Raw genomic sequence first — 20,024 nt, forward strand, 5'->3', positions numbered from 1 at the left:
AGGAAGATCCAGATGATTAGTCTAAGTGACTTAAGAAAATTTAAAGCGCAAGGCCGCAAATTCTCCTGCCTGACTTGTTACGATGCGAGTATGGCGAAAGCAATGGAAGTTGCTGAAATTGATACAATTCTGGTGGGTGATTCTTTAGGAATGACCATTCAGGGTTGTGATTCTACCTTACCTGTGACAGTACAGGATATGGCTTATCACACGGCAGCCGTTCGACGCGGCAACCAGCATGCCTTTATTCTGACTGATTTGCCATTTATGAGCTATGCCACGCTGAATGATGCATTAATCAGTGCCAAACAAGTGATGCAAGCTGGTGCGCACATGGTGAAAATAGAAGGGGGCGCATGGCTGGCGGAAACCGTTCAGGTCTTGACCCGCAATGGTATTCCTGTGTGTGTGCATTTGGGCCTGACTCCACAATCCGTGCATGTGTTTGGCGGCTATAAGGTTCAGGCGCGTACCCGTGAAGCCGCCGATCAGCTGATTGCCGATTGTAAGGCTGTGGTGGACGCTGGTGCTGCGGTACTGCTACTGGAATGTGTTCCGGCGCAGGTGGGTAAAGAAATTAGTGAGTTGTTCCCGCATACGCCTGTGATTGGTATTGGCGCGGGGGCAGACACGGACGGCCAGGTGCTGGTTGTTCAAGATATGCTTGGACTGACCGGTGGTCATGTGGCCAAATTTGTCCGTAATTTTATGAAAGAACAGGCCGGGGAAACTGCAATTCTGGATGCTTTTAAGGCTTACCATGCAGCGGTACAAGATCAATCTTTTCCTGCTAAAGAACAAACTTTTCAAGTCGAGCTGTAAACATGAAAACAGAAACCACCATTCAGGGATTAAGCGCTTCACTGAGTCCAGCTCGATCGGCACGAAAAATTATCGGTTTTGTCCCGACCATGGGCAATTTGCACGAAGGGCATTTAAACCTGGTGCGTGAAGCCAAAAAAATCTGTGATGTTGTCGTGGTCAGTATCTTTGTCAATCCGATCCAGTTTGGACCCAACGAAGATTTTGACAGCTATCCACGGACTCTGGAGCAGGATAGCCATTTGCTGGCAGATGTCGGCTGTGACATTATTTTTGCGCCGAGCGTTGAGCAGATGTATGGCAACAAGCCACGTTTAACCAATATTAGCGTGTCTGATATTACCAATGACTTATGCGGGTTGCAGCGTCCGGGTCATTTTGATGGCGTGGCGGTGGTGGTCACTAAACTGTTCAATATTGTTCAGCCCAACTATGCCTTCTTTGGTGAAAAGGACTATCAGCAACTGGCAGTGATTCGTCAGTTTGTTCGTGACCTGAACATTCCGCTGGAAGTGATTGGTGTACCGATTACCCGTGCCAAAGATGGTTTGGCGCTCAGTTCGCGTAATGGTTATTTGAGTGCAGAACACCGTGCCATTGCGCCGACCATTTATCAAAGTTTAACTGCTGCCGAACAGCAATTGCACAATGGTGTCAGTCTTGCTGAAGTGTTAGAAAATATGAAGCAAAAGTTGACACAAGCTGGTTTTATTGTGGATTATGTGGAAGCGCGTACTCCAGAATTACAAAAAATAGAAGCTTTTGATCAGGATGTGGTGCTGTTTGTGGCAGCCAAATTGGGCAAAACCCGACTGATTGACAACTTGCAGGTTAAGCATACTGCATAGACTTCACTATTAAGGACAGCCTTGCCATGAAGCGTATTTTAATCGTTACAGGACAATCCGGATCAGGAAAATCATCTGCTTTACAGGTGCTTGAAGATTTGGGCTATTACTGTATTGATAATTTACCGCTGGCATTGCTGCCGGAAATTGTAGAAAAGCTGGATCGTGACAATAATCTGGAACAGCTGGCGCTGGGCGTAGATGTACGCAGCACCCGTGCAGATTTGCAGGAATTTGATCATGTTTTTGAACAACTGCAGAAATCTGGTTCGGTGGATATCATTTATTTGACTACGCAAGATCAGGAACTGATTTCGCGTTTTAGTGCATCGCGGCGTCCGCATCCTTTAGCCGGTCGTTTTAAAAGCCTGATTGAATGTATACAGGAAGAAAAAACCTTATTGCTTCCGATACAGTTGCGTTCAACGGTACATATTGATACCACCGATAAAAGCGTACATGATCTGAAACATACCTTGTTGTCTAAACTCGGACAATCAGATAACCTGATTTTAATTTTACAATCATTTGGTTATAAACACGGTATTCCGCTTGATGCTGATTATGTGTTTGACGTACGTCATTTGCCTAATCCACATTGGGATCTGGAATTGCGCAAATATTCAGGTTTAGATTTGCCTGTGCAAAAGTTCTTACTACAAAGTGAACAAACCAATGAAATGTTTGAAGACATTTATCATTTTTTAGATAAATGGTTGCCTGCCTTTGCAGAAGGTCATCGTCACTATATGACGGTATCCATTGGCTGTACCGGCGGGCAGCATCGTTCCGTATATATCGTAGATAGACTCAAAAAAGCCCTTGAGGAAAAATGGTCTATCCAAGTCCTCCACAGAGAAATGAAGCACTGGTCATGATTGACACAACTGTTGACGTAATTAATAAACTAGGTTTACATGCGCGTGCGTCTGGAAAGCTAATCGAAGTTACCACCAAATTTCGTTCATCGATTCAAATTGGTAAAGGTAACAAATTGGTAGATGCAAAAAATATTATGTCCTTGCTGATGCTCGGTGCAGGCAAGGGCACAACTTTACGCTTAGTGCTTGAAGGTGCAGATGAAGAACAGGCTTTATCTGAAATTCAGGCATTATTTGCAGCAAAATTTTACGAGGCAGATTAATCGTGGCACGTCGACCGAACCGTTTTACTGAAGATGACTTTGAAAGTTTAGAAGGACGTGCGAGTAAAACCGAACAGAAAAAAGCAGTTCAGCGCATGGCTGCTTTGGGTGAGCAACTGGCTCAGTTGAGTATCAAACAAATTAAAAACCTTCCTGTGGAAGAACGTCTGATTGATGCTTTACTGGATGTGCAAAGCATTACTTCACATGAAGCGCGTCGCCGTCAGTTTCAGCGTGTAGGAAAATTATTGCGTAATGAAGATGAAACCATGATTTTGTCTTACCTTACCCCGCAGCAGGGTGCGAAAAAAACCGCGCAGTTGCAACGTTGGGTCGATCGTATGATCGCGCAAGGTGATCCGGTGATTAAAGAATTCATGAAAGCGCATAATGCTGCTGAGCATCATGCGATTCGTCAGCATATTTTGCGTATCCATCGTGATATTAAAAATCAGGTAACGGAAGAAGAGCTGGCCGCATCCAAGTTAAAACTGTTTAACTATATTCAGCAAGTGGCTTTGATTTCAGATAATTGATCTGGAGCTTTGCTGATAATAAAAAAGCGACTCAATCGAGTCGCTTTTTTATGCCTTAAGATTGCTCTCTTGCGCTTTGCGAAAAAGCAGTATGTTGTAGCTTGCTTAGGGAGAGAGTTAGAGAGAGCCGCCGGCCTCCTATTCCAAAAAATATATTTCAAGCAAATATTTTTCAAATAGCTAAGTGGCAAATCATATATTTCTTAAATGCCTATGACCTCTCCCTAACCCTCTCCTACAAGGCATAGGTATCTACACAATTTCCGAGCTTTGCGTTAAATTGAAGAGCATGCTCTTCAATTTAACATCTCTGGCTTAGATCTGCGTCTTGTTAAACGCTACAATCGCCTTGTAAAGCTCAATATGAATCCTCTTGCTTCACTTGCTCCCGCAATCAAAGACCTGGCTTCTGCCCAAAGGTCGAGTTTCGCAACCACACAGGCCGTCTGGCGATTCCTGAATAATGACAAGATTTCTTTTAGCCAGTTAAACCAGCCGATTGAACAGCTTGCATGTGAGCAGATCAACTCGTCACAGCATCGCTATGCATTGATCGTTCATGACTGGTCTCAGCTGCAGTATGTGAAACACAATCATAAAACCCAAAGGCTTCAAAGAACCCATCAGTATGATTCAGGCTATGAGTTGCAAACCAGTCTGCTGGTTGATGCAGCCTCGGGACTGCCCATTGCTCCGCTGGCCCAGACGCTATCAGCTGCCTCCAGCTGCTATTCGACATTCACTGAACACCATGCTGAGCGCAGACCGCATTTGGATTCCCTTGCTGAACAAATTCAAAAGGTTGAACACTTTCCGCTTGAGAAAACCTGCGTACATATCATTGACCGTGAAGGTGACTCGATTGCTCACCTGAGGGAGTTAAGCGGTCATGGTTTTCAATGGCTCATTCGAGCAAAGGAAGGAAATCGGATTGAGCATCAGAGTGAGATATGTAAAGTTGGAGAAGTTGCTGAACGCATAGAAATACAGCAAGTGAAACCCATTTCTTATAAGGGTAATCAACACATGCTTCATGTTGGAGAAACCGATGTTCGGCTCACCCGTGCAGCAAAACCAAAGAAAAAAGATCATTTAGGCCAACGGGTTGCTCCCCAGCTAGGTGAAGCGATTGCAGCCAGATTAATTGTTGCAGTGGTTAAAGATGCTCAGGATAAAACCGTCGCAAGATGGTCACTGATCAGCAACGTTCCTTCAGAGATTGATGCGGTAGAGCTGACGACCTGGTATTACTGGCGTTGGACGATTGAGTGCTATTTCAAGCTGCTCAAGCAGGCAGGCCATGATATTGAAGCATGGCTTCAGACTCCCCCTGAAGCCATTTTAAGGCGATTGCTGATTAGCTGTATGGCATGTGTGCTGACGTGGAGAGTGCAACGCTGTACGGATGAACAAAATCAAAAAGTCCGTGCATTTCTGGCCCGTCTATCAGGCAGGCAGCAAAAAAGAGGCAAGCTGGAAAGTGCGCCTGCCATATTGGCAGGACTTTCGATTTTACTGAACACCCTTCAACTGCCCTCAGAATATTCAATAGATGAACTGAATGAAATCGCAACCATTGCATTAGGTACCTAAAGATGTGTAGATACCTATGCCTACAAGGAGAGGGAACTCCTCTTAAGAAGATCTATTCAGCATAGAATAAAATTACTGAAACTCGCCTGTAGCACGTTCTTTGGCCCAGTCACGCAAGATGAATTTTTGCAGCTTTCCGGTAGATGTCTTTGGAATCTCGGTAATCACCACATCTTTCGGTACTTTAAAGCGTGCTAAGTGTTGTTTGCAGAACTCAATCAGTTCTTCAGCTGTTGCCGTTTTGCCTTGTTTGAGTTCCACAAAGGCACATGGAACTTCCTGCCAGCGCGGATCGGGTTTCGCTACGACTGCTGCCGTCAGGACCGCAGGGTGCTGGTACAGTACTTCTTCAACTTCGAGCGAGGAAATATTTTCACCACCGGAAATAATCACATCTTTAGAACGGTCGGTAATCTTAGCATAGCCATCCGGCTGGCAAACTGCCAAGTCTCCAGTGTGGAACCAGCCACCAGCGAAGGCCTCGGCCGTTGCTTCCGGATTCTTTAAATAACCTTTCATGACGATATTGCCGCGGAACATAATTTCGCCCATGGTTTTACCATCATGCGGAACTTCCTGCATGGTGTCCGGATCAAGCACTTTCATACCGTCTTGTAATGGGTATGGAACGCCCTGACGGGAGTGCAGTTGCGCCTGTTCCTGAATCGACAGGTCGCTCCAGCCCGCCTGTGAGGCACACAGTGCAGAAGGGCCATAGGTTTCAGTTAAACCATAGACGTGAGTGACGTTAATGCCAATATTACGCATGCCTTCAATAATCGCCGCAGGAGGTGCAGCACCGGCCACCATCACTTCGACACGGTGACCAATCTGGGTCTTTTTCTCTTCCGGGGTGTTGATCAGCATTGACAAAACAATCGGTGCGCCACAGAAATAATCGACTTTATGTTCGGCAATCAGTTTAAAAATCAGTTCAGCATCGACTTTGCGCAGGCAGACGTTGGTACCGCCATTGGCCGCCATGGTCCAGGCAAAGCACCAGCCATTACAGTGGAACAATGGCAAAGTCCATAAATAGGTCGCGCGAGGCATCATGCCGCAGGCAATGATATTACTGGCGGCATTAATGTAAGCTCCCCGGTGATGGTACACCACGCCTTTCGGGTTGCCCGTGGTGCCCGAGGTGTAGCTTAAGCTGATGGCATCCCATTCATCCGCTGGCAAATGCCATTCAAAATTGGCATCGCCTTGCGCAATCCAGTCTTCATATTCGATCTGGCCAATACGGGTATCTTCACCCTCATATTCTTCATCGGCTACATCAATAACATAAATTTCTTGCGGGATTAGCGCCAAGGCTTCTGTGGCAAGCTTGCTGAATTCAGGGTCAACCAGCAGCACCTTGCTTTCGGCGTGTTCCAGCATGAAGGCAACTGTTTTGGCATCCAGACGGGTATTTAAGGTATTCAGTACGGCACCGGCCATCGGCACGGCAAAATGTGCTTCAACCATTGCAGGGACATTGGGCAGCAGTACCGAAACGGTATCATTTTTACTGATCCCGAGTTTTTGGAGTTGGTGCGCAAACTGACGACAACGATTATATTTTTCACGCCAGGTAATACGGCGCTTACCGTGAATAATCGCATTTTGGTTCGGGTAAATATAAGCAGCCCGATCCAGATAGCGTAAAGGGGACAACGCTACAAAATTTGCGGGGGTACGCGGTAATTCATCGTATGCGCTAACCATGTTAAAACTCCGTTATATATATTTATTTTGATTTCCTTTTGAAAAAGATATGCACTTCTTGGAAATCTTGCATTTATGCTTTAGTCGAGTGCTATTTGATAATTTTTAAAATATTGAAAATTAAAATATTATTTTATAGCATGGATTTTTTTTGAACGCATGGGTTCCCATATTTGCTTTTTTAGGTATTTTACTCTAAATGGGCAATTAAAATAACATCAGCCAGGGAATAATAATGAAAATACAACAGGCGGATAACCGATGGCAGAACTGGTCTGGAAGCCAGCAGGCACATCCAGAAATTTTGCAACCTCGGCATGTGAATGAATTACGAAAAATAGTGAAGTCCTATGCCCATATTAGTGTTGTGGGGGCAGGACATTCGTTTAGTGCTGTGGTCAAGACGGATAAAATTCTGCTTAATCTCGATCAGTTAAAGGGTGTGGTAGCCTTTGATGAAGATAAAAGCCAATGCACCGTTCAAGCGGGTACACGCCTGGAGGATTTAGGCGAATATCTTGCGCCCATTCATCAGGCACTGCTGAATCAGGGAGATATTGACCAGCAAAGTCTGGCCGGTGCGATCTCTACCGGCACGCATGGCACCGGCATAAATTTGCCCTGTCTATCTGCCTTTGTGAAAGGCTTTGAATTGTTGACTGCAGAGGGCGAGTTACTGCAATGTGATGATCAGCAAAATACCGCCATCTTTCAAGCCGGACGTGTCGCCCTGGGCAGCCTGGGAGTGCTGACCAAAATTACCCTGCAAAATCGGCCCCGTTATAAATTAAAAGAGCAGATTCGCTTATGTCCAATTCAGGACGTATTTACCCATATCGATCAATGGAAAAACCAGCACCGGCATATTGAATTTTGGGCCTTCATTCATTCTGATCAGGTGATGCTCAAAACCCTGGATGAGACGGATGAAGCCATTCAACCCCGACAGGATTCATGGCCTTCGGAAGATGCCTTGTTAACGCTGTGTTCTGAATTGACCCGGGTGATTCCGGCATCTAATCCCTATCTGCAAAAACTGCTGAGGGTCTTTGTCAAACCGACTTGTCATGTGGATTGGTCCAGCCAGATTTTTCCCACACCGCGCCATACCAGATTCAATGAAATGGAATATCAGGTTCCTGTCGAACTCGGTTTGCAATGCCTGGAGGAAGTTTTAGCGACTTTAAGGAAGCATCAGGTCGCGATGTTCTTCCCCATCGAGTTCCGTTATGTCAAAGGTGATAATATCTGGTTAAGTCCTTTTTATCAGCGCGATTCGGTTTCCATTTCCATCCACCAGTATTACAAGCAGGATTATCACGCGATATTTGATTTGGTCGAGCCTATTTTGCAGAAATACCAGGGCCGGCCGCATTGGGGAAAATTACATTCCATGACCGCAGTTCCACTGCGCGATCTTTACCCGAAATGGGATGAGTTTATGGCGTTGCGCCAGCAATTGGACCCTCAGCAAAAATGGCTGAATCCCTATTTAAAGCAATTATTTCTGCTCTGAAAACGAGGAGAGGGTGATGCAATTCAACTACTTTCAGCAACTGACGCAGGATTTACAACAGCAGGGCACAGGTACGCCACAACTGATTCTGGATCTGGCTGCGTATCAGCATAATCTGGATATTGTGCAGTCACACTTGTCTGCACAATTAAAACCGCGTTTAGTGGTGAAATCTCTCACCAGCCTGTCGCTGCTTAAATTGGCCAGTGAAAAACTGAACACCCGGCGCTTTATGCTGTTTCATCTTCCACACATTTTCAGCATTCATGCAGCATTTCCCCAGGCCGATATTTTGCTGGGCAAACCGATGCCGATACACGCTGTAGAGCAGTTTTATCAGGCTGCAGGTGATCGGCAGCCAGATATTCAGTGGCTGATTGATGATCTGGGGCGCTTGCAGCAATATTTGCAGTTGGCACAATGGTTTAACATCTGCCTGAATGTGAATATTGAAATTGATGTGGGACTGCATCGGGGTGGGGTACAAAACCCGCAGCAATTTCGGGCCTTGCTCAAGCTGATCCAGCAACATTCGACCCATCTTAAATTCACCGGTTTAATGGGTTATGACGCGCATGTCGCCAAATTACCCAGATTTTTAAAGTCTGCGGAAAAGAGTTATCAACAATCGCAGCAAAGTTATCAACAGTACATCGACATTATTCGGCAGCAATTCCCCAATTTATGGCATGAAGATTTATGTTTTAACGGTGGCGGCAGTCCCACGTTTATGCAGCATTGTCAGCAGAGTGTCTGTAATGATCTGGCTTTTGGCTCGCTACTGCTCAAGCCAGGCGATTTCGAGCTGGCCAGTCTGGCTGAACTGCAATGCGCGTTATGGATAGCCACACCCGTGTTAAAAGTTTTGCGCTATAGCCAATTGCCGGGCCTGGAAGTCCTGAACCATTTTCCGCATAAATATAAGGCCCTGTTTGTGTACGGCGGTTACTGGCAGGCCGATTATTTTTATCCTGAAAAAAGCAAGCTGCATGGTTTGTATGGACGCAGTAGCAATCAGGAAATGCTGCTGGTGCCGAAATCCTGTGAGATCGATCGGGATGATTATGTGTTTTTAAGACCCACCCAGAGCGAAGCGGTAATTCCGCAATTTGCCAAGCTATATGCCTATGCACAGGGCAAGTTCGAAGCATGGGATAGCTTTAGAGAATAAAAAATAAAGTGGAAATTGCTGGATTGAGAGAGAACTAAGACATTGGCAGATAAATTCAAAATGTGCCAAATTGCGAATTTTATAGGTGAAAAGGTTTAATCCTGTGGATAAGACGTGTAAAATTCTAGGCGATTTTTATTTATCCACCGTTTTTATCTTTTGAGGTTCTCCCTCGATCATAATCTCGCGGTGACATGCCCTATGGTACGGGGCATCACTCCTTAAGGATTTTTTATGCCAATTATCACTTTGCCAAATGGCGACCAAAAACAGTTTGATCAAGCCGTATCTGTGATGGACGTTGCACTGAGCATTGGTCCGGGTCTTGCAAAAAATACAGTTGCTGGTCGTGTAAACGATCGCTTGGTTGATGCGTCTGATCTCATCACCGAAGATGCAACCTTACAAATTATCACGCCTAAAGATGAAGATGGTGTACACATCATTCGTCACTCTTGTGCACACCTGGTTGGCCATGCGGTTAAGCAATTGTTCCCAGAAGCAAAAATGGTGATTGGTCCAGTCATTGAAGAGGGTTTCTACTATGACATCTGGATGCCGCGTCCGTTTACTTTAGATGACTTGGCGGCAATCGAAGAGCGCATGAAAAAGCTCATCGACCAAGACTATGATGTCATTAAAAAAATGACACCGCGTGATGAAGTCATCAAAGAATTCACTGCACGTGGCGAAGAATACAAACTCCGCTTGATTGAAGACATGCCTGAAGAAACGCAAATGGGCTTGTACTACCATCAGGACTACCTGGATATGTGCCGTGGTCCGCACGTACCGAATACCAAATTCTTAAAATCGTTCAAACTCACCAAAATCTCTGGTGCCTACTGGCGTGGTGATGCGAAGAATGAACAGCTGCAACGTATCTACGGTACAGCCTGGGCGGACAAGAAACAGCTTGCAGCTTACATCAAGCGTATTGAAGAAGCTGAAAAGCGCGATCACCGTAAAATCGGTAAAGCCCTGGACTTGTTCCATATGCAGGAAGAAGCGCCGGGTATGGTGTTCTGGCATCCAAACGGCTGGACCATTTATCAGGTACTTGAGCAGTACATGCGTAAAGTTCAGCAAGAGAATGGTTATCTTGAAATCCGTACCCCACAAGTGGTCGATTTCACGCTTTGGGAAAAATCAGGACATGCTGCAAACTATGCAGACAACATGTTCACCACGCATTCAGAGAACCGTAATTATGCGGTAAAACCAATGAACTGCCCATGTCACGTACAGGTGTTCAACCAGGGGCTGAAATCTTACCGTGACCTGCCAATCCGTCTGGCTGAGTTTGGTTCATGTCACCGTAACGAGCCATCAGGTTCATTACACGGTATTATGCGTGTGCGTGGCTTTACCCAGGATGATGCGCACATTTTCTGTACCAAAGAACAGATTGGAACTGAAGTTGCAGACTTTATTAAACTGACTTTAGACGTTTATAAAGACTTCGGTTTTGAAGATGTTCAAATGAAACTCTCTACACGTCCGGAAAAACGTGTCGGTGATGATGCACTTTGGGACATGGCGGAAAAATCTCTGGCAGATGCTTTGGATGCTGCTGGTCTTGAATGGGAACTGCAACCGGGTGAGGGCGCATTCTACGGTCCGAAGATTGAATTCTCATTGAAAGACTGTCTGGGCCGTGTATGGCAGTGCGGTACCATTCAGTGTGACTTCAACTTGCCGGAGCGTCTGGAAGCATCTTACGTAACAGAAGATAACGATCGTGATCAGCCTGTTATGTTACATCGTGCAATTCTTGGCAGTTTCGAACGTTTTATTGGTATACTGATTGAACACTATGCAGGCTTTATGCCACCTTGGTTGGCGCCTACACAAGCATGTGTAATGAACATTACCGATTCTCAAGCGGAAGCATGTGAGTCAGTCGTCGCTAAACTTAAAGAAAACGGAATTCGTGCCATTTCCGACTTGAGAAATGAGAAAATCGGCTTTAAGATTCGTGAACGTACTTTAGAGCGTATTCCTTACTTGCTGGTACTTGGGGACCGTGAAGTAGAGGAAGGTACAGTAAATGTGCGTACCCGCTCAGGAAAAAATTTGGGTACTATGTCAATCGATGCCTTCGTTGACCTAGTGAAAGCAGCCGTTGCCGAACGCGGCCGGTACATTGTGGAGTAAAAGCGATTAAACAGCCTGACCGTAATCAACAGGGCGGTAACAAATCAAACCGTCCTGCTTTGAATGATGAAATTCGTGCGAAAGAAGTCCGTCTTGTAGACGAAAATGGCGAGCAAAAAGGCATCGTAAGCTTAAATGATGCTTTACGTGCAGCTGAAGCTGCCGATCTTGACCTGGTTGAGATTGTTGCAAATGCTGAGCCACCTGTGTGCAAAATCATGGACTTCAACAAGCATTTGTTTGATCTGAAGCAAAAGCAGAAAGAAGCGAAGAAAAAACAGCATCAAGTACAGGTGAAAGAAATCAAGCTCCGCCCTGCGACTGATGTTGGTGATTACAACGTAAAATTACGTGCCATTATCAAGTTCCTTGAAGAAGGCAACAAGGTAAAAATCACTTTACGTTTCCGTGGTCGTGAAATGGCTCACCAGCAGCTTGGTCTGGCTCAATTGCAAAAAGTTGAAGCAGATGTGGCTGAAGTCGGTGTAGTTGAACAAGCGCCAAAAATGGAAGGTCGTCAAATGGGTATGCTGCTTGGTCCTAAAAAGAAAAAGTAAGCCTCTCTTGACGAAGAAAGCCCTGCAAAAGCAGGGCTTTTTTATGGCTATGACTTTTGAATTGGCTTTTTAACAGTATTCAAAAGAGCCGTCATTGACCTGTTTCTTGAGGACTTGTTTCGCCGTTTTCCTGTTGAGGTGAAGCGAGCTGCTGCGTGGTTTTGCTGCCGATTGGAATCTGGCGCGGCATGGCTTCTTCGGGAACACTGCGTTGCAAATCGATTTTCAATAAACCATTTTCATAATCGGCTTGTTGGACCTCTATATGTTCATCCAGGCGTAGCGACAGTTTAAATGAACGGCTGGAAATCCCTTTATGCAGAAACTCGACCGTGCTGTCTGAAGACTCGTCCACGGCTTTGCCGGTAATGGTCAATAACTGGTTTTCCAGATTAATCTCGAGCTGGTCCTGATTAAATCCGGCAGTGGCAACAACAATACGGTAATTATTATCGCCTGTTTTTTCAATATTATAGTGTGGATAATTGGGAGTATCGCTTTGCATTGCATAATCGAACAGGTCATTGAAGCGATCAAAGCCAATACTTCGGCGGAATAGTGGACTAAGGCTGAAACTGCTCATTGATAGAACCTCCTGAGGATCACGAAGTTTTTACAAACAGGAAAAAATCCTGTTTGCTATTGCATTCACAGTATTTTAAGCAATCTCTGAAAAGATCATTGCCTTATTTTTATATAAGACTGTTTGGCATATTTTCAATCACGGATATTTATTTTTTAAAGGATGCAGAAATCTGGACAGGCTAAATCAGAATAAGTGTTGAGATTGGTAATTTTACTTCTAAGCGTCGCTAAGGATTTAAGATTTGTCCATAAAAAACATGCTATAACTAAGTACGCAGTTCAATAACGTCATGTAAAACGAAAAAGGCAAAAGGTAGCAAACATGATTGATCTCTATTATTGGGGAACGCCCAATGGTCATAAAATTACAATAGCATTAGAAGAAATGGGTTTGGAATATCAAATTTTTCCAGTCAATATTTTAGAAAATGATCAGTTTCAACCTGACTTTTTGCGTATTTCTCCCAACAATAAAATTCCCGCGATTGTGGATCAGGCTGGACCGCGTGGTGAAGCCATTTCAGTATTTGAGTCCGGAGCAATTTTGCAGTATTTGGGCCGTAAAACCGGGTTGTATTATCCAGTAGATGAGCAACAGCGCGTTGAAGTCGAACAATGGCTGATGTGGCAAATGGGTGGACTGGGACCGATGCTGGGACAGAACCATCATTTTGGCCGTTTTGCGCCGGAAAAAATTCCTTATGCCATAGACCGTTATGTAGCCGAGACCAAGCGTCTGTACGGGGTGCTGAACAAGCAGCTGATCGGGCAGAAGTATGTGGCGGGCGAGTATTCGATTGCCGATATGGCGATTTTACCGTGGATATTGCGCCATGAATGGCAGCAAATTCAGCTTGAAGATTATCCTTATGTGAAAGAATATGTAGATCGCCTGACTGCACGTCCTGCCATTCAGAAAGCATTGTCGATTCAGGTCACTGGCTAAAATGACTTGAACTGCAGTTGTGTTAAGATGGCGGTATAGAAAAATAAACCACCCATGCGGTGGTTTTTTATTGGATCAGCACCTTATGAAAGCATTCTTTTTAAATTCAACGCGTATTCTGGAACACAATGCCAAAATCTATTGGAGCATTATCTTTGGTATAGCGGCCTGTCTAATCCTTTTTATTGCCGAAGCCGTGCACATCCAGAATTTTATGGCGACTTTAAATACCCAGGACCAGAATGCTTTATACGCAGCCATCCAGCCTTTGACCCAGCGCTATAGCTATAGCCGTTATCTGGTTCTGTTTTTAGCTTTGCTTTGGACCGTTTATGAATATACCTCAACCAAGAAAAAACTTGGGCTTTAAACCGGTAGCAGCCTGATGCCGGCTTACGTGTTGCTGTTTATTTCTGCCTTTGGCGCGGCAACCTTATTGCCCCTACAGTCCGAAGCGGTTTTATTGGCTTTATTGGCGGAGGGTAGCCATTCAGTTCCGTGGCTACTGTTTGTTGCAAGTTTGGGAAATATTTTGGGATCCTGCGTGAACTGGTGGCTCGGTTTTAAGATTGAACACTACAAAGACAAAAAATGGTTTCCTGTTTCACAGCAGCAAATGGTGAAAGCACAGGCGAAATATCATAAATATGGCTACTGGTCATTATTGCTGAGTTGGGTGCCCATAATTGGCGATCCGATTACCCTGATTGCCGGTCTGCTAAAAGAAAATTTTGCCCGATTCCTGTTGATGGTTTCGGTAGCTAAAATAGGACGTTACTTGTTTATCTATTTGGCTTTTAGTCTGTTTTAAAAAAACGGGATGCTTGCGCATCCCGTTTTAATTTTGCTTATTCACAATGATTTAAGTCGAACGTAATTTCATCTTTAAAACTGGATTTTTTATACATCCATAAAGTGCTGGCAGTGCGTTTTACATTAATTTGGCTATTGGATACGGCTTGAACAACTTTTTGGTCTAAAGCGTAAATTCCCGAACCCTGAGTAACTTTGACTTTTTTCACCTCACCGTGTTTATTCACTTTAAAGTTGAATTTAACGCTACGATTGTGACCATTGAGTAATTCCGAATCGAGGTCTAGCTGAGGCTGGGTGCGGTATGAGAAAGCTGTTTTTCTGTTCTGCTGTTGAGCCTGCCAATTTTTCGATTCAAACTGATAGGGACAGGCTTCAACATTCTCCTGGTCTAACTTTAAACTAAAGGTTTGGTAGCCAATAAGCGGTGTCGCCGTATCGTTTTCCATATGCGGTTTGACACGTGCTTCACGCACCGCTTGAACCAACAGGTTATCCAGATGGGCTAAGCCGGTACTTTCCTGTACGCTGGCCTTGCTGATATTGCCGGTTTCATCGGCATAAATGCGGATAATGGCACTGCGGTTCTGGTCTTTTAAATCTTCATTTTTATAGTTTGGACGCGGAAATTTGGTCCACTGAATGCGTGTGGTCAAATGCGCGGGAAGGGCTGCACTTTTCTGAACGGCAAGCTGTTTGGTTGCTTTGGATTCAGCACTGTAAACAGCACTGAAGGGTAAGCACATGAGTAGAGAAAAACACAGTATTTGTTTCATAAATATTTATTTCTTAGTCAAACCAGATGTTGCAGCGGTAGCCGGGTATTGTGAGTACGCAGTATTTCCTGAATTGGAAATACTGGCAAGTCTAAAAATTCAATTAATGTTCATGATCATGCACTTTGGTAATGTCGACGCCAAATAAATCGCGGGTTTTTGCCCAGCTCAGCGCCACTACAACCATGGTCATACAGCCCCCAAAGACGGTTGCCATAATGGTGCCCATATATTTAGCGGCTAAACCGGATTCAAAAGCGCCCAGTTCATTGCTAGATGAAACAAACATGCCATTCACCGCAGCGACACGGCCACGCATATTTTCTGGCGGATAAATTTGCAGAATGGTCTGGCGGATGACCACTGAAATACTGTCACAGGCACCGGTCATGGCTAAAGCAAATAAAGACAGCCACAGGTTATTCGAGAAGGCGAACAGCAGGGTAAACATGCCAAACCCGGCAACCGCGAGCAACATATTCCGCCATGCATTTTGGGTCGGTGGAAATCTGGTTAAGGCAATCATGGTGATGAGTGCACCAATCGAAGGTGCTGCACGCAAGTAACCCAAACCTTCAGGCCCGACTTTTAAAATATCTTCGGCAAAGATCGGCAGTAAGGCAATGACCCCGCCAAACAGCACCGAAACCAGATCCAGCGAAATGGCCCAAAGCACGATTTTGGTTTTCCAGATAAAGCGGAAACCATCTCCCAAACTTTCGATTAAATTATCCGTTTCAATTTTGGGAAAACTGCGTTTTTGTAGTAGGTTAATCAGGATAAAACAGATGGCCAATAACCCGGCTACGGTCCATAAACTGTTTTCACGGCCTAAAAAAGCCAGCATAAAACCACCAAGCATGGGACCAATAATCACGCCGCTTTGCCAGCCAATGGTGGTCCAGGTCGCGCCATTCGCATAAAGCTCACGCGGGATTAGAAAAGGCTTGAGTGAAGTGGCAGAAGGATTATAGAAGCCACGGATGGTTCCCAACGCAAAGATCACCGCATAAATTCCCCAAGACAGGGCATTTACGCTAATTTGAGCCAAGCCATAAGCATGAAATAGCCACCATAAAACCACAGGCAAGGGCACGGCAAAGAACAGACAGATTTTCATGATGGTCTGTTTGTTAAAGCGGTCGGCGAAATAGCCACCCCACAAGGACAAGGCAATAAAGGGAATGGCTTCGGCCAGGCCAATCAAACCCAGCGTCAAAGGGTCTTTGGTAATCTGATACAGCGAATACGCGACAATAATTTCTTGAATTAAAATGGCGAGCGTCAGGCAGAACTGGTTAATCGTGACAATGGAAAAGTCACGATAACGCAGGGCGGCAAAAGCATCCTGTGCAGGGTTCATAGCAGTCCAGTATTCTTATGGTGTGATAATTATAATGCCGAATAGTGGATTTATTAATAAAAACATCCCGCTTTTGATAGTGAAAATAAGACTAAGTGAAACAGATGATTGGCATACTATTTTCGGTATATCTGCTTTTGTTTTGAACAAAGATGCTTTAGAATGTTCGCTCCCTTACCTGCAGGTCGTTTTTGCAATGGTGCAGACGTGCCGAACAGGTGTTTAAAGAGGTTGTTATGGCTAAGTTAAAAACTCGCCGTGGTGCAGCTAAACGTTTCAAAGCGACTGCTAACGGTTTCAAGCGTAAACAAGCGTTCAAACGCCACATTTTGACCAAAAAGTCTTCTAAACGTATCCGTCAGTTGCGCGGCTGTGTAATGGTTCACGTGAGTGACGTTGCTTCAGTTCGTGCTATGTGCCCATACATCTAAGGAGATTATAAATGGCTCGTGTAAAACGTGGTGTACAGGCTCATCGCCGTCACAAAAAAATTCTTGCTCGTGCTAAAGGTTACTATGGCGCGCGTTCACGTGTTTATCGCGTAGCGTTCCAGGCAGTAATCAAAGCTGGTCAATACGCTTACCGTGACCGTCGTCAAAAGAAACGTCAATTCCGCGCTTTGTGGATTGCACGTATCAATGCCGGTGCTCGTCAAAATGGTTTGTCGTACAGCCGTATGATCGCTGGCTTGAAAAAAGCTCAAGTGATTATCGACCGTCGCGTACTTGCTGACATCGCTATGCATGACGCAGTTGCATTTGCTGCTTTGGCTTCTAAAGCTAAAGATGCATTAGCTGCTTAATCATCGCTTGATGATTGAAAAAGACCGCTTTTTAGCGGTCTTTTTTATTTTCGGCTTTAAAATACATGCGATATGGATTTCGGGTGATTTAACTGTCTGCAATACATTCGAAACAAATTTATTTCAATTTAATCAAACCTGCGCTTAGGAAAGGTCGATAATATAAAGAGGCCAATGGCAGCAAAGCCAATCGCCTGAATGGCGAGCATCAGTTTATGTTGTGTGGGCAACACAGAAAGCAAGGTAATTATGGCCATCAGTGGCATGATGAATACAAGAATTGCAAAACCTTTCTTATAAGGATTATCTGCGGCAATTTTTAAACTTAATGCTCTTAAAACATGAATTCCCATACCAATGCCCACGCTTATTCCTGTCAACATCGGCGAAAGCTGCTGTACGGTGGAACAGAGATAAACGATTACACAGGTCGCAATGCAGACCATCAGTTTCAGCTGGCGGCTACATTGGTCTGAATACCAGAATTCCAGCATTATTTTTGCTCATCCAAAGAATCATTTTTATTCAGTAAAGACAAGGGTGAAAACAGGCAGATGGCCAAAGCCATAAAACCAATGCCTTGGGCACCCGGAATGAGAATTTCGCCACTTTGCATATGCATGAAAATCAGTGCCAGCAGCAGAGCAATCGGAATCCAGACCAAGAGTCGATAGAACAGGCCGGTCGGGTTTTTGGCAGCAAAATGAATTTTGCAGTAACGGCAAATCAGGAAAATAATCCCTGTACCCATGAACATCAGGATGGCATCCGGTTTGAGAGGTTCCATCCGGTACAGCACGCCTGTGGCGATGGCAATCCCCACAAAGATCAGCAGTTTATGAAGGATGGAAACTTTAGGATTAAACCAAAATTCGAGCATATTTTTCTGATAGATAAGTAAGAGCTAATGGCACTTTAGCAAAAACAGCCATAAAAAAGCGAGGCTTTTGCCTCGCTAGAAATTAACTATTTTTCTGTGGACCCCAGTCATAGATTTTCTTTTGATAGGCATACCACATCATCCACAGGCCAATCAAAATCATCGGGACAGTCAGGAACTGGCCTTTACTCATCCAGCCAATAAACAGCTGGCCATTGTCGGGTTCGCGGAAGAATTCCACCACAAAACGGGCAATACCATAACCGATCAGGAACAGGGCAGAAACCGCCATACGTGGACGCGGCTTGGAGCTGAACCACCACAATACAATAAACAGGATCAAGCCTTCGCCCAACGCCTGATAAAGCTGTGAGGGATGGCGGACCAACTGCAATGGATCGGTAGGGAAGATCATCCCCAGTGCAAAGTTTGGATCAGAGACCGGGCGGCCATAAAGCTCACCGCCGATAAAGTTGCCAATACGACCGAACATCAGGCCAGTCGGAACGCAAGGTGCAATAAAGTCCAGCGTCTGAAACCAGGTTTTCTGGTATTTCTTGCACCAGAACAGCATGGCAAGCATGACACCCAGGAATCCGCCATGGAAGCTCATGCCGCCAGTCCAGACCTGAAACAGCCACAGCGGATTGGCCATGAACTGCTCAAAGCCATAAAAGAACACATAGCCTATACGACCACCCACCACGACCCCTAAGGCACCATAGAAAATCAGGTCAGAGACCATGTCTGGCGTCCAGCCATCACGCTGTTTGGTCCGATAAGTTGCCAGTCCCCAGGCAAATAAAAATGCCAGTAAATACATCAGTCCATACCAGTGGACTTGTAATGGTCCCAGCGATACCGCAACCGGGTCTATATTCGGGTAGGTCAGCATTCCTGTTCCTTGTCATTATGTTTTGCACAGATTTTAGCTGAAACCTAAGAAAAATGTTGTACATTCAATGTGTAAAGATAAAGAGCATGAATTATGTGTATTGTAGCTTTAGCTTGGCAGGTCCTGGATGATACACCGCTATGTCTGATTTCCAATCGGGATGAGTTTTATCAGCGGCCGAGTGCAGCATTGCATTGCTGGGAAAACAGTCCGATTATTGCCGGGAAAGACTTGCAGTCCGGCGGGACCTGGATGGGGATTACCGCCTCAGGTCGCTGGGCAGTGTTGACCAATTTCAGGGATGCCAGTGATAAAACACAGTATCCGACTTCACGCGGTCATCTGATACAGGCTTTTCTGGAATCCGATTTAACGCCGATCCGGTTTGCGCAAGCATTGGAAAAACGCCAGTGTGATTATGCCGGCTTTAACTTGTTTTTAGGGGATTCAAATCAGGCGGTTTATATGAGTAACCGTGGCGAAGCACCGCAGGTTTTAGCCCAAGGCGTGTATGTGGTGTCAAATGGTTTAATGACTGAACATTGGGAAAAGACCCGTCATCTGCGTAAACGCTTTACCCAGGAATTTTTACCGATGCTGCAGCATAGGGATACCCCTGAAACCGATCTGGAATTTGCGGTATGGGACATTCTGGAAGATGAACGGAAAATTATTCCTGAACTGCTGCCACAAACCGGCATCAGTGTGGAGATGGAAGAATTACTCTCTTCGACCTTTATTCAAAGCCCGGTGTATGGCACGCGCTGTTCCAATTTTTTAAGGCTGAAAAACGATGTCTGGCTGTGGCAGGAAAAATCCCAGCAAGGGGAAACCCAAGGCAATATTATCCAGATAGATTTACCTTTGAGTAAATAAAAAAATGCCGACACGAGGTCGGCATTTTTAA

General features: G+C 45.0%; 23 protein-coding genes. 16 read left to right on the forward strand and 7 right to left on the reverse strand.

From position 1 onward, the window contains the following. Positions 1–12: 12 nt before the first annotated feature. From panB to ACPUEY_RS06620, 6 genes are all read left to right on the forward strand, one after another. Positions 13–822: a 3-methyl-2-oxobutanoate hydroxymethyltransferase gene (panB, locus tag ACPUEY_RS06595; protein ID WP_092819010.1), complete on the forward strand. Its 810-nt coding sequence runs from the start codon at positions 13–15 to the stop codon at positions 820–822. A gap of 2 nt (positions 823–824) precedes the next feature. Then, positions 825–1,670, forward strand: a complete 846-nt coding sequence (gene panC, locus ACPUEY_RS06600; protein WP_425121583.1) for a pantoate--beta-alanine ligase — start codon at positions 825–827, stop codon at positions 1,668–1,670. A gap of 26 nt (positions 1,671–1,696) precedes the next feature. Then, a complete protein-coding gene (gene rapZ, locus ACPUEY_RS06605; RefSeq protein ID WP_425121584.1) occupies positions 1,697–2,548 on the forward strand; it encodes an RNase adapter RapZ in 852 nt (283 codons plus the stop codon). Next, complete coding sequence (locus ACPUEY_RS06610) at positions 2,545–2,814, forward strand: HPr family phosphocarrier protein (RefSeq protein ID WP_086175841.1); 270 nt, start codon at positions 2,545–2,547, stop codon at positions 2,812–2,814. Before rapZ ends, ACPUEY_RS06610 begins: the two co-directional genes overlap by 4 nt. Positions 2,815–2,816: 2 nt before the next feature. Next, on the forward strand, positions 2,817–3,350 hold the full coding sequence (yjgA, locus tag ACPUEY_RS06615) for a ribosome biogenesis factor YjgA (RefSeq protein WP_425121585.1): 534 nt from the start codon (positions 2,817–2,819) through the stop codon (positions 3,348–3,350). Between the two features lie 363 nt (positions 3,351–3,713). Further along, entirely contained in the window at positions 3,714–4,943 is a 1,230-nt protein-coding gene (locus tag ACPUEY_RS06620; RefSeq protein ID WP_425121586.1) for a transposase, read from the forward strand. Between the two features lie 72 nt (positions 4,944–5,015). On the opposite strand, the gene ACPUEY_RS06625 is transcribed toward ACPUEY_RS06620, so the two are convergent. Further along, positions 5,016–6,656, reverse strand: a complete 1,641-nt coding sequence (locus ACPUEY_RS06625; protein WP_425121587.1) for an acyl-CoA synthetase — start codon at positions 6,654–6,656, stop codon at positions 5,016–5,018. A gap of 235 nt (positions 6,657–6,891) precedes the next feature. Between ACPUEY_RS06625 and ACPUEY_RS06630 the strand changes: the two genes are divergently transcribed. The 4 genes from ACPUEY_RS06630 (at position 6,892) to infC (ending at position 12,057) form a co-directional block, all read left to right on the forward strand. After that, on the forward strand, positions 6,892–8,172 hold the full coding sequence (locus ACPUEY_RS06630) for a D-arabinono-1,4-lactone oxidase (RefSeq protein WP_425121588.1): 1,281 nt from the start codon (positions 6,892–6,894) through the stop codon (positions 8,170–8,172). A 16-nt stretch (positions 8,173–8,188) separates the two neighbouring features. Further along, positions 8,189–9,343 carry an alanine racemase gene (locus ACPUEY_RS06635; protein WP_425121589.1) on the forward strand — a complete coding sequence of 385 codons (1,155 nt, stop codon included), beginning with the start codon at positions 8,189–8,191 and terminating at the stop codon, positions 9,341–9,343. A 234-nt stretch (positions 9,344–9,577) separates the two neighbouring features. After that, positions 9,578–11,500, forward strand: coding sequence for a threonine--tRNA ligase (gene thrS / locus ACPUEY_RS06640; RefSeq protein WP_131273924.1), 1,923 nt, complete (start codon positions 9,578–9,580; stop codon positions 11,498–11,500). A 5-nt stretch (positions 11,501–11,505) separates the two neighbouring features. After that, positions 11,506–12,057, forward strand: a complete 552-nt coding sequence (infC, locus tag ACPUEY_RS06645) for a translation initiation factor IF-3 (RefSeq protein ID WP_092819002.1) — start codon at positions 11,506–11,508, stop codon at positions 12,055–12,057. A gap of 91 nt (positions 12,058–12,148) precedes the next feature. Here infC and ACPUEY_RS06650 read toward each other — a convergent pair whose 3' ends face one another. Further along, positions 12,149–12,640, reverse strand: a complete 492-nt coding sequence (locus ACPUEY_RS06650) for an Hsp20 family protein (protein ID WP_092819001.1) — start codon at positions 12,638–12,640, stop codon at positions 12,149–12,151. Between the two features lie 324 nt (positions 12,641–12,964). On the opposite strand from ACPUEY_RS06650, the gene ACPUEY_RS06655 reads away from it, so the two are divergent. The 3 genes from ACPUEY_RS06655 (at position 12,965) to ACPUEY_RS06665 (ending at position 14,399) form a co-directional block, all read left to right on the forward strand. After that, entirely contained in the window at positions 12,965–13,588 is a 624-nt protein-coding gene (locus ACPUEY_RS06655) for a glutathione S-transferase N-terminal domain-containing protein (RefSeq protein ID WP_425121590.1), read from the forward strand. Positions 13,589–13,673: 85 nt separating this feature from the next. Next, positions 13,674–13,958 (forward strand): hypothetical protein, encoded by a 285-nt coding sequence (locus ACPUEY_RS06660; protein ID WP_425121591.1) that lies wholly within the window; start codon positions 13,674–13,676, stop codon positions 13,956–13,958. A 15-nt stretch (positions 13,959–13,973) separates the two neighbouring features. Continuing rightward, positions 13,974–14,399 (forward strand): YqaA family protein, encoded by a 426-nt coding sequence (locus ACPUEY_RS06665; RefSeq protein WP_425121592.1) that lies wholly within the window; start codon positions 13,974–13,976, stop codon positions 14,397–14,399. A gap of 37 nt (positions 14,400–14,436) precedes the next feature. On the opposite strand, the gene ACPUEY_RS06670 is transcribed toward ACPUEY_RS06665, so the two are convergent. After that, on the reverse strand, positions 14,437–15,177 hold the full coding sequence (locus ACPUEY_RS06670; RefSeq protein WP_425121593.1) for a TonB family protein: 741 nt from the start codon (positions 15,175–15,177) through the stop codon (positions 14,437–14,439). A 103-nt stretch (positions 15,178–15,280) separates the two neighbouring features. After that, positions 15,281–16,540, reverse strand: coding sequence for an MFS transporter (locus tag ACPUEY_RS06675; protein ID WP_092818995.1), 1,260 nt, complete (start codon positions 16,538–16,540; stop codon positions 15,281–15,283). A gap of 236 nt (positions 16,541–16,776) precedes the next feature. Between ACPUEY_RS06675 and rpmI the strand changes: the two genes are divergently transcribed. Together rpmI and rplT are read left to right on the forward strand one after the other, a co-directional pair. Continuing rightward, positions 16,777–16,971, forward strand: a complete 195-nt coding sequence (gene rpmI / locus ACPUEY_RS06680) for a 50S ribosomal protein L35 (RefSeq protein ID WP_092818994.1) — start codon at positions 16,777–16,779, stop codon at positions 16,969–16,971. An 11-nt stretch (positions 16,972–16,982) separates the two neighbouring features. Continuing rightward, positions 16,983–17,342, forward strand: coding sequence for a 50S ribosomal protein L20 (gene rplT, locus ACPUEY_RS06685; RefSeq protein ID WP_004647525.1), 360 nt, complete (start codon positions 16,983–16,985; stop codon positions 17,340–17,342). Between the two features lie 128 nt (positions 17,343–17,470). Here the strand turns inward: rplT and ACPUEY_RS06690 are convergent, their stop codons facing one another. The 3 genes from ACPUEY_RS06690 to lgt form a co-directional block, all read right to left on the reverse strand. Then, positions 17,471–17,836, reverse strand: a complete 366-nt coding sequence (locus ACPUEY_RS06690) for a hypothetical protein (protein ID WP_092818993.1) — start codon at positions 17,834–17,836, stop codon at positions 17,471–17,473. Next, the gene (locus ACPUEY_RS06695) at positions 17,836–18,222 is read right to left on the reverse strand and encodes a hypothetical protein (protein WP_425121594.1); all 387 of its coding nucleotides are present in this window, start codon (positions 18,220–18,222) and stop codon (positions 17,836–17,838) included. The genes ACPUEY_RS06690 and ACPUEY_RS06695 overlap by 1 nt, the downstream gene beginning before the upstream one ends. Positions 18,223–18,304: 82 nt before the next feature. After that, entirely contained in the window at positions 18,305–19,117 is an 813-nt protein-coding gene (lgt, locus tag ACPUEY_RS06700; RefSeq protein WP_425121595.1) for a prolipoprotein diacylglyceryl transferase, read from the reverse strand. 93 nt (positions 19,118–19,210) lie between these two features. Between lgt and ACPUEY_RS06705 the strand changes: the two genes are divergently transcribed. Then, positions 19,211–19,993 (forward strand): NRDE family protein, encoded by a 783-nt coding sequence (locus ACPUEY_RS06705; RefSeq protein WP_425121596.1) that lies wholly within the window; start codon positions 19,211–19,213, stop codon positions 19,991–19,993. The last annotated feature ends 31 nt before the right edge of the window (positions 19,994–20,024 follow it).

Source organism: Acinetobacter sp. G11, from assembly GCF_049808495.1.
GTDB lineage: Bacteria > Pseudomonadota > Gammaproteobacteria > Pseudomonadales > Moraxellaceae > Acinetobacter > Acinetobacter kookii.